The sequence below is a fragment of the Sphingobium fluviale genome, assembly GCF_004122115.1.
In the GTDB taxonomy this organism is placed as follows: Bacteria; Pseudomonadota; Alphaproteobacteria; order Sphingomonadales; family Sphingomonadaceae; genus Sphingobium; species Sphingobium fluviale.
In genome coordinates, this window is the sequence record NZ_SBKP01000012.1 from 81,979 (window position 1) to 90,312 (window position 8,334).

An 8,334-nucleotide genomic window follows, 5' to 3' on the forward strand; every position below is an offset into this window, starting at 1 on the left:
ACAAGCAGTATTATAAAGTAATATATACAGTATTAAATGAGTTTATTTATATGATCGATTATATTTACTCGAAATCACCTACAATCGACGAGCGTGTGGCATTGGGTAGGGAGCGCAACTCTACCACTGATTTAGGCATTATACCATTTCCGCTGCGTTGGGACCCCGAATGGCTGTTCGACAACTTTGCTAGGGGCGCAAAAGCACCGGTCAGTCGTCACTTGAGTGACGGGTATCGATTCACTTCGCTCTATTGTTATCGCGATGCGGGAGGCGCAATCATCGCTGGTGCTGTACGGCTCGACCACCCCGAAAAGGGTAAACAGGTGCTCCCTGTACGCTCGACAGGGGCGATAGGTTGCAGTCCCATGCTGGAGGTCAAGGCGTTGGAGCCGCCCCGCCCGCTCTATGGGCTGGACCTGCTTGCTAAGCGACCAGACGCGCCGATCTTGCTGGTCGAGGGGGAGAAGGCCGCGGATGCGGCCCGCAGGATATTTCCCGATTTCGTCGCAATGACATGGTCGGGCGGGTGCAAGGCAGTAGGCAAGGCGGATTTCCGTCCCTGCGCAGGTCGAACAATAGTCCTTTGGCCCGATAATGATCCTGGAGGGCTTTCCGTTATCCCCAAGCTTGGCGGGCTGCTGCATGCGGTTGGGGCCGCGTCGTTTCAAGTTGTGAAGATACCGCCCTGTTTCCCCCAAAAGTGGGACTTGGCCGATCCAATTCCGAGTGAAGCTCATGGATGACGTCGGCAATAGCGATTTTATCCGGAGTCTTCTAGACAATGCCGAGCCATTTCCGCTCGAACCGGAACGGCAAACTTCATCCCGGTCAGGTGATCGCACTCCGGGCGCGGAAAGCGTTAGCGCTGCTATAAATGCCGGGTCGCTGGCGCGCCTCCAGAACGCGCTCAATTTCCTTGTTCTGGCGGAACGGATCGATCTTGGCTCTTATGGCGATTGGTTCAATCTTGCCTGCGCGTTGAAGCCCTATGGAGAGGCGGGCTTCACCCTCTTTGATAGACTTTCGAGCGAAGCTGGGGGCTATGAAGGAGAGGAAGCCTGTCGTCACAAATGGGATGAACTCGATCGGCCCTATGATGGTAAACCCTTTACCGCGGCGACATATTTCAAGCTGGCTCTCGAAGCCGGTTGGCAAGATCCCGAGACGTCAAGCGGTGGCTCTTCGGGCGGCGGAAAACCCGATGCAGCCATCGTCGTATTGGATCAGGCCGAAGCCGAAGGCGACGAGCATTGGCTGGCGCAGGACGGCCAAGCCTATGTCTCTTTCCGGAAGGCTGTGCCAGATGGCGAATTTCATTTGGTACATGCACTGATAGCGAGCGGAGCCTATCGCGGCGTGCTGCAGTCCCGGTATCTAGCGGAAAAGGCCACGAAGGTGCTGCCCAAGCAACAGGAAGATGCTGCCATCGGCATCCTAACCTATAGGGCGTATGAAAAAGGCACACGTCATTCGGTCTTCCTGCGTTCGGCGATGGTCGGTGATGTGTGTTATGTCGAACTGGGCCGCGCGGATGGTAAGGTCGTTAAGATCGATGCCGCAGGCTATAGCGTGGTGGGAGATGCACCTGTTCGTTTCACACGCGGCAGTAGAGGTGAATTGCCCTTGCCGGAACAGGGCGGCACGCTCGAATTGTTCGCCCGGCATTTCAACCTCTCGCGGCCTGACCTCATCCGTAATATCGGCTTTTGCATCGGCAGTTTCCGCAGTGCTGGCCCCTTTGCGATACTACTGATTGAAGGCGGTTCTGGATCGGGTAAAAGCAGTCTCGGTGACCGAAATATTGCTCTTACCGATCCGCCTGTCGAGCAAGCCAATGCGCGGTTCAGCCTGTCCTCTGATGAGCGCAATCTGCACGTCCATGCATCGCATGCAAAAGTGCTGTTTTTCGATAATCTGTCTACCATTGGTGCGCGGGACGCCGACACGCTCTGCCGGATCAGCACAGGTGCGTCATCATCCTATCGCACTCACCATACCATGACGGAGGAGACGCAGTTCTCGTTGGTGAGGCCGGTCATCGCCACTTGTATCGCCACGCCTTCGGACCGCAATGACCTTCTCAGCCGCTGTTTACGCGTTACGGCGCTGCCTATCACTGAGTACCGCACCGAAGAAGAGTTGTCGCGCGCCTTTGAGGCGGATCGACCCAAGATGCTCGGTTTCTTGTTCGAGGCGATCTCGTTGGCGTTGCGTAATCGGCCTGAAGTTGAAAAGGCACGCGCGGATGGTCTCATCAAGCCGCCTCGGCTGGCGGACTTCGCGTTGTTTGTCGAAGGGGCGTCGGAAATACTCGGTCTCCGGCCGGGAGAGTTTTGCGCATTGCTCAGCGACGAGCAGGGCTCTATGCAGGCGGAGGCCGTGTTGGGTGATCCCGTTGCGGAAGCACTGATCACGTATTTTTCGCGCGACGATGCAACAGGCATCGACAAGAGCGCGCGCGAACTGCTCGATTTGCTCAAAGTCGGTAATCGCTATGCGGAATTTCCTGCGGTCAATAAGCTTCGCGGACATCTCGACCGCATCAAGCCGGGTCTGCTTGCCAATGGCATTGCAATCGACATGTATCAGGACAGGCATGCCAAAGCTTGGCGGATGCGTATCAGCAGGACCAGTGCGTTCACGCCGATTGCAGTTCCAACGCAGCCCGAGCTCTCTCGCGATCCCTTTTAGGCGGGCAGCTTTGCGGGCATTGCGGGCGTTGCGGGTATTGAATTTGGCAGCTGCGAGGCATCATGAAAGCGGCTCCTTCCTGACGCTGTTTCGCCGGTTGTCGTTTGCGGGTATTATGCGGGCACTTGCAAAACGCTATGCCCGCAGTTCAAAGCCTCATAAAACTGCGCGTTGCGGGTATTGCGGGTATTGCGGCCCCCTTTTTAAACTGGGAAAAAATAGGATGACGGGCTACCAGCACCCGCTTTGTTTGGCCGGTAAGCAGGGCCAGCAGTACCGCCTGCCATAAAGGGCCTAGCAATGCCCGCAACCGCCGCAATACCCGCACCTATTGCGGTAAAATGGTCGCTTCTATCTCCTCGCAGCGGACGGGACGGAAATTTTCTCGATGGCGATGACTGGTGCATTGTCAAATTTCTGAAAATGGTACGAAGTCACCAGAGCATGTCATTCATCAATGGGAAAATTCATTTGGTCCCATCACCTAATATGTTGATGATCGAAGCATCGCTGCGGCGCGTAACAAAGACAAAAAGGACTAGGCACTATTTGCGTCGAGGGCTACAATAACAGCCGAAACGACGTTTTTGATAACAAGCGGTGTAACACCGTGAAGTTTGAGGACTTAGTAGGACACGTATCGAATCAAAATGTGCAATTCTGGCCTACATCATTCGAGCGCACGTATATTGTAGTTCAGATTCTAAATTGTCATAATAGTTTCGTAAGAATCAAGTGAGTTGCCATTAAGATCGAGTCTTTGTGGGAGGACGTGATGCCATTTGATCCGCAGTTCGACGATTTTATTTCATCCGAAAAGTGCAAGGCCTATTTTGCCTCTGATGGTGGCGAAAAGGTCAAGGGAAAAACTGGAGGGTTTCACCTGTTATGGGGAGACGGAGTGAAATTCGTCGATGGCCAAACATTTGGCTCCCGCCGGAAAATTAAAGCTAGGGGTCAGGTTGGCTGGGTGGAGCAATCCGATCTCGGTGGCGAACCTTTGCTAGAGCTATATTTCATTGACGTTGGTCAAGGTGACGGGGTTCTTATTCGGACACCTGATTTCAGACACATCATGCTGGATGGCGGATACCCAAGAAAGTCGCAACCCACTGGAAAGAGCGCAGCGGACTTCGTTGATTGGAAGTTTAACAAGGACTATGGCCACAACACTATTGTCCTTGATGAAATGATTTCCTCTCATATTGATTTTGACCATTACGGTGGTCTCGCGGATTTACTCGCCATAACGCCCGACACTTCGGATGACATGGACTGCACCGCAATTACCGTTGAGAACTTCTATCATTCGGGGCTTTCACACTGGCTCGCGCATAGCGGAACCGGAGCAGGGTTAGGACCAACAAAAGCAAGTTCCGGAAAGAAGTGGTTTACGCGCTTACTTAGCGACCGCCAGTCAGCAATTGCGGCAACGACCAACAATGGGCCACAGGCAAAAGGGGAGTGGGGAAAGTTTGTTCGTTTGATGACAGAAACCAGAAATGCGACGGGTCAGCCATCGGCAATAAATCGAGTAAGTCAGAATACCAATTGGCTGGCTAACTATCCGCAAGGGAGCATAACCGCCATTCGAGTTCTTGGGCCTATCGAGGGAACGGTAAGCGGATCGCCTGCTCTTCTTCGACTTGATTCGAGCCAAAGCATTAATACCAATGGCACGAGCGTACTGCTTCGGATTGACTACAAAAAGTCCAGGATACTGTTAACGGGTGACCTCAACCAAAAGGCTCATCACGCCCTGCTGGAACTTCATCAAGGTGAAGAAGAAGAATTCGCCTGTGACGTAGGGAAATGCTGTCATCACGGCTCAGAGGACGTCTCCATGGAGTTTCTAGGGCATATGAAAGCTGCCTGCACCGTCATTAGTTCTGGGGATCACGAGGGGCACGATCATCCGCGTCCTCGAATTGTAGCAGCGTCTGGACTGACTGGATACCGGACGATCAAAGAGGATAAGATTGTGACACCTCTCGTGTATTCGACGGAATTGGCGAGGTCAGTAGAAATAGGGAAACCTGAAGCTGTCAAAGCGGGCGTGGGAGCGAGCAGTCGTACATTTGCCGCTAAACAGTTGGATGAAGTGCAGGTTTCCTACAAAAAGGTTGCCTCTGGCGCTCTGCGAGGATCAAACGAAAAAGCGTCTCTTGACGTCGCGATGCTCGTACACAAAGTGTTATATGGTCTGGTCAATGTTCGAACGAATGGCAGCAAGATATTAACTGCCACCATGAATGAAGGTGATCGCAGCTTCGCGGTGAAAACTTTCACGTCGAGGTTCTGAGCAATAAGCAGCTCCTTTTTCATCACGTGTAAACTGCTCCTTGCCGGTCCACCCCATTCCCAGTAGCCCTTAGGAGGCTGGATGGCGGGCGGGTAGGCGGGATACGGCTGGCCTGTGCTGAACGAGATATTTCGCCCAGCGAGGTGAAAGTCAGGCGAGATAACTCTCCGTGCGAACATAAAGATCGTCAATGGCGGGCCTAGGAACCGAATTGCCCAAGGTCATGATTTCCAGTTCGGTATCTAAACCATTGTGGAAAACTGGCTCGCTAAACGTCCGTCCACGGATCGATAAGGCTGACTTCCAGCTTTTCAAAATCCGCAACATTGCGTGTCACCACGGTCAGACCATGAATGATTGCTGTGGCCGCTATCATTGCATCTCGCTTAGGGCGCGGGTCGGGAATATGCAGAGCAGCGCATTTGCGCGCGGCCTCAGCGTCGAAAGGTATGATGCGATCTTCGAAGGCTGGGATCACATCATTGTCGAACCACTCCCGCAGAATTGCCCCCTGCATCGCATCGTGGCGCTCCCGTGCAAGGATGCCCTGCTCGATTTCCAGAACGGTGATCGCCGACAGGAAGAAATCAGCCGACTCAACCGACTCCGCCCATGCCTGAACTTTGTCGGACAAGCGCTCAGGACGTCGGAACGCAGATATGACATTCGTATCCAGCAGATACATCAGTCGAGGTCCGCAGGTTTTGACACCCTTCCGAGCTTCGGTGGATCAAAGTTAAAATCCTGCGACGGGTTTTTCGGGGTCAACGCTTGGAGCAGACTCGTCCCTCGCTCCCCGCGCAGGCGGCGATATTCGTCAATAGTGAGCAATACATGGGCTGGCTTTCCGCGATCCGTGATAAACACGGGACCGGCAGTCGCAGCCTTCTTGGCGCGGCTGGTATCCTGATTGAACTCTCGGCTGGATAAAGTGGTAATACCCATATCAGCAACCTTTCATGTAGCAATGTTACTACAATTGCTGGGGGATGGCAATCATCGAATTGTGCCTACCAAGATAGCCGTACAGTCATTTCATCGCTCGGCACTCCGCGATCTTGATCGCCAATAATCCTAGCGCATAGCTATAGGTTGACATCAATCCGCAATCCTCTTGCGCCATGATGCCCTGATGCGCACTGTTGCCCTTGTTTTCTCCGCTCTGGCCGCCCTGCATTCCGCGCCTGCCTTTGCATGGGGCAAAACAGGTCATCGTGTCGTTGCCGCGCTTGCCGAGCGCCATCTTTCGCCAGAGGCGCGGAAGAATGTCGTCGCTATCCTCGGCACGGAAACGATGGCGGAGGCCGCCAACTGGCCCGACTTCATGCGCTCTGATCCCAGTCCGTTCTGGCAGAAGACGGCCAATCCCTGGCATTATGTCACTGTGCCGGACGGCAAGAGCTATGACGAGGTTGGCGCTCCGCCCGAGGGCGATGCTGTCACCGCACTCAAGCAATTCGCTGAGACAATCCATGATCCGAAAGCATCGTTGGCCGACAAGCAACTCGCGCTACGCTTCATCATCCACATCGTTGGCGATCTCCAGCAACCGCTCCATGCCGGTAATGGCAAAGACCACCGAGGCCACGACATCAAGGTCACATTCTTTGGCAAGCCGACCGAACTTCATGTCGTCTGGGACGAGGATTTGATCGACTTTCAGCAGCTGTCCTACAGCGAATGGACCGATTGGCTGGGCGCGAATATCACGCCCGAGTTGGCGAAAGACTGGTGCGATACGCGGCCACAGACATGGATAGCAGAGGACGTTGCGCTGCGCGGGCAAATCTATCCAGAAAAGCCGGACCTGTCCTACGCCTATGTCTTCGCTCACAAGGCACAGGTTGAGCAGCGGCTATCGATGGGTGGGATACGGCTGGCCTGTGTGCTGAACGAGCTGTTCCGTTAACCAATGAGTAAATGCAACGTATGCGGCGGCAAGTGTATGTTGCCTCGCTTGGAGTAGGCGCTTCGATTAAACTTCTCCAATGTCCAAGCTAGGTTGTTTAATTTTACTTTCACAATGTCGTTCCCGAATCGTCATATTGGCCCGGTAAATGGTTAACGGTCAGGGGCCGTAACCCCGCTACCGGCATTGATACTCTCCACGCGAGTTGGGGAGGTACAAACTGTGCCTCCGGCAATGCTTGGCGGTGTCTTGCAGCTTCCTGACGGAACGGTCTCGACCACATCCTGTGTAGAGGCCACTCACCGAGAGGAGCCGCAGATGTCTTTCATGCCGTTTATCAACGAGTTTCATTATGACAACACCGGCACCGATGTCGGGGAGTTCATTGAAATAGCCGGGCTGGCGGGCACCGACCTGTCGCAATATTCCATCGTGCGCTACAACGGCACCAGCGCACCCACGGCGGCCATACTCTCCTCCGCTGGAGGATCGCTCAGCCCGCTATCCGGTGTCATCACCGATATGCAGAACGGCTATGGCGTGATCTCCTTCGCGCTTCCCGCCAACGGCCTAGAGAATGGCAGCAGCGATGGCTTTGCACTGGTGGGACCGGGCAATGTCGTGCTGGAGTTCCTGAGCTATGAAGGCGTGATCTCAACGGCCGTCGGTGCGGCGGCGGGCCTGACCAGCACCGATGTCGGCGTTCTGGAAAACGGCACCAATCCGATCGGAACCTCGATCGCGCGCACCGGCACCGGCACGCAGGGCTCGGATTTTACCTGGGTGCTCGATACGGATGACACGCCCGGCGCCATCAACAACAGCCAGAGCTTTGTTGGCGGTGGAGGCGCTTCGTTCAGCATCAACGACGTAAGCCAGGCCGAGGGTAATTCCGGCACCATCAGCCTGACCTTCACGGTGAGCCGCAGCGATGGCGCGGGCGCGGCCACTGTCGATTTTGCCACGGCAGATGCCACGGCCACCGTCGCCAATGCGGATTATATCTCCACCAGCGGCACACTGAATTTCGCGGATGGCGAATTGAGCAAGACCATATCGGTTACGGTCAATGGCGACACCGCCAACGAAGCGAACGAGACGTTTACCGTCAACCTTTCCAACGCGACCGGCGGCCTCAGCATTGGCGACGGTCAGGGCGTCGGCACTATCACCAACGACGACTCGACCATCACCCGCATCCACGATATCCAGGGCGCGCAACACAGCTCCCCGCTGGTCGGCCAGACCGTTACCATTCAGGGTATCGTCACTGCGGTCGACAGCAACGGCTTTTACATTCAGTGTTGATTTTCATTGAGAGTTGACCCGGTGTGGGGAGTAATTTCCACTGAGAAGTGACCCATGTTTGAACGCTTCCCTGTCTTTGGTGATCAGGGGATATTGGAGTGTTGGACATGGCGTTATTGAG

7 protein-coding genes and 1 pseudogene are annotated in these 8,334 nt (G+C 54.6%); 6 read left to right on the forward strand and 2 right to left on the reverse strand.

Going from position 1 to position 8,334, the window contains the following annotated elements:
* Positions 1 to 50 precede the first annotated feature (50 nt).
* From EQG66_RS11995 to EQG66_RS12005, 4 genes and pseudogenes are all read left to right on the forward strand, one after another.
* Positions 51 to 746, forward strand: a complete 696-nt coding sequence (locus tag EQG66_RS11995) for a DUF6371 domain-containing protein (RefSeq protein ID WP_129404823.1) — start codon at positions 51 to 53, stop codon at positions 744 to 746.
* Positions 739 to 1,080 (forward strand): annotated as a pseudogene (locus tag EQG66_RS15760) (PriCT-2 domain-containing protein); the annotation flags it as partial. The gene EQG66_RS11995 and the pseudogene EQG66_RS15760, both read left to right, overlap by 8 nt.
* A gap of 141 nt (positions 1,081 to 1,221) precedes the next feature.
* Positions 1,222 to 2,694, forward strand: a complete 1,473-nt coding sequence (locus EQG66_RS12000) for a hypothetical protein (RefSeq protein ID WP_245988074.1) — start codon at positions 1,222 to 1,224, stop codon at positions 2,692 to 2,694.
* 775 nt (positions 2,695 to 3,469) lie between these two features.
* Positions 3,470 to 4,996: a ComEC/Rec2 family competence protein gene (locus tag EQG66_RS12005; protein ID WP_129404825.1), complete on the forward strand. Its 1,527-nt coding sequence runs from the start codon at positions 3,470 to 3,472 to the stop codon at positions 4,994 to 4,996.
* A gap of 268 nt (positions 4,997 to 5,264) precedes the next feature.
* On the opposite strand, the gene EQG66_RS12010 is transcribed toward EQG66_RS12005, so the two are convergent.
* Entirely contained in the window at positions 5,265 to 5,681 is a 417-nt protein-coding gene (locus tag EQG66_RS12010) for a type II toxin-antitoxin system VapC family toxin (protein WP_129404826.1), read from the reverse strand.
* On the reverse strand, positions 5,681 to 5,941 hold the full coding sequence (locus tag EQG66_RS12015) for a type II toxin-antitoxin system Phd/YefM family antitoxin (RefSeq protein WP_129404827.1): 261 nt from the start codon (positions 5,939 to 5,941) through the stop codon (positions 5,681 to 5,683). Before EQG66_RS12015 ends, EQG66_RS12010 begins: the two co-directional genes overlap by 1 nt.
* 187 nt (positions 5,942 to 6,128) lie before the next feature.
* Between EQG66_RS12015 and EQG66_RS12020 the strand changes: the two genes are divergently transcribed.
* Both EQG66_RS12020 and EQG66_RS12025 read left to right on the forward strand, forming a co-directional pair.
* Positions 6,129 to 6,905 carry a S1/P1 nuclease gene (locus tag EQG66_RS12020; protein WP_129404828.1) on the forward strand — a complete coding sequence of 259 codons (777 nt, stop codon included), beginning with the start codon at positions 6,129 to 6,131 and terminating at the stop codon, positions 6,903 to 6,905.
* Positions 6,906 to 7,223: 318 nt separating this feature from the next.
* On the forward strand, positions 7,224 to 8,213 hold the full coding sequence (locus EQG66_RS12025) for a Calx-beta domain-containing protein (protein ID WP_164975673.1): 990 nt from the start codon (positions 7,224 to 7,226) through the stop codon (positions 8,211 to 8,213).
* Positions 8,214 to 8,334: the final 121 nt, after the last annotated feature.

Excerpts from the sequence above, each read along its gene's own strand:
- EQG66_RS11995 (WP_129404823.1), top strand. The coding sequence starts at position 51 with ATGATCGATTATATTTACTCGAAATCACCTACAATCGACGAGCGTGTG.
- EQG66_RS12005 (WP_129404825.1), top strand. The coding sequence starts at position 3,470 with ATGCCATTTGATCCGCAGTTCGACGATTTTATTTCATCCGAAAAGTGC.
- EQG66_RS12010 (WP_129404826.1), bottom strand. The coding sequence starts at position 5,681 with ATGTATCTGCTGGATACGAATGTCATATCTGCGTTCCGACGTCCTGAG.
- EQG66_RS12015 (WP_129404827.1), bottom strand. The coding sequence starts at position 5,941 with ATGGGTATTACCACTTTATCCAGCCGAGAGTTCAATCAGGATACCAGC.
- EQG66_RS12020 (WP_129404828.1), top strand. The coding sequence starts at position 6,129 with ATGCGCACTGTTGCCCTTGTTTTCTCCGCTCTGGCCGCCCTGCATTCC.
- EQG66_RS12025 (WP_164975673.1), top strand. The coding sequence starts at position 7,224 with ATGTCTTTCATGCCGTTTATCAACGAGTTTCATTATGACAACACCGGC.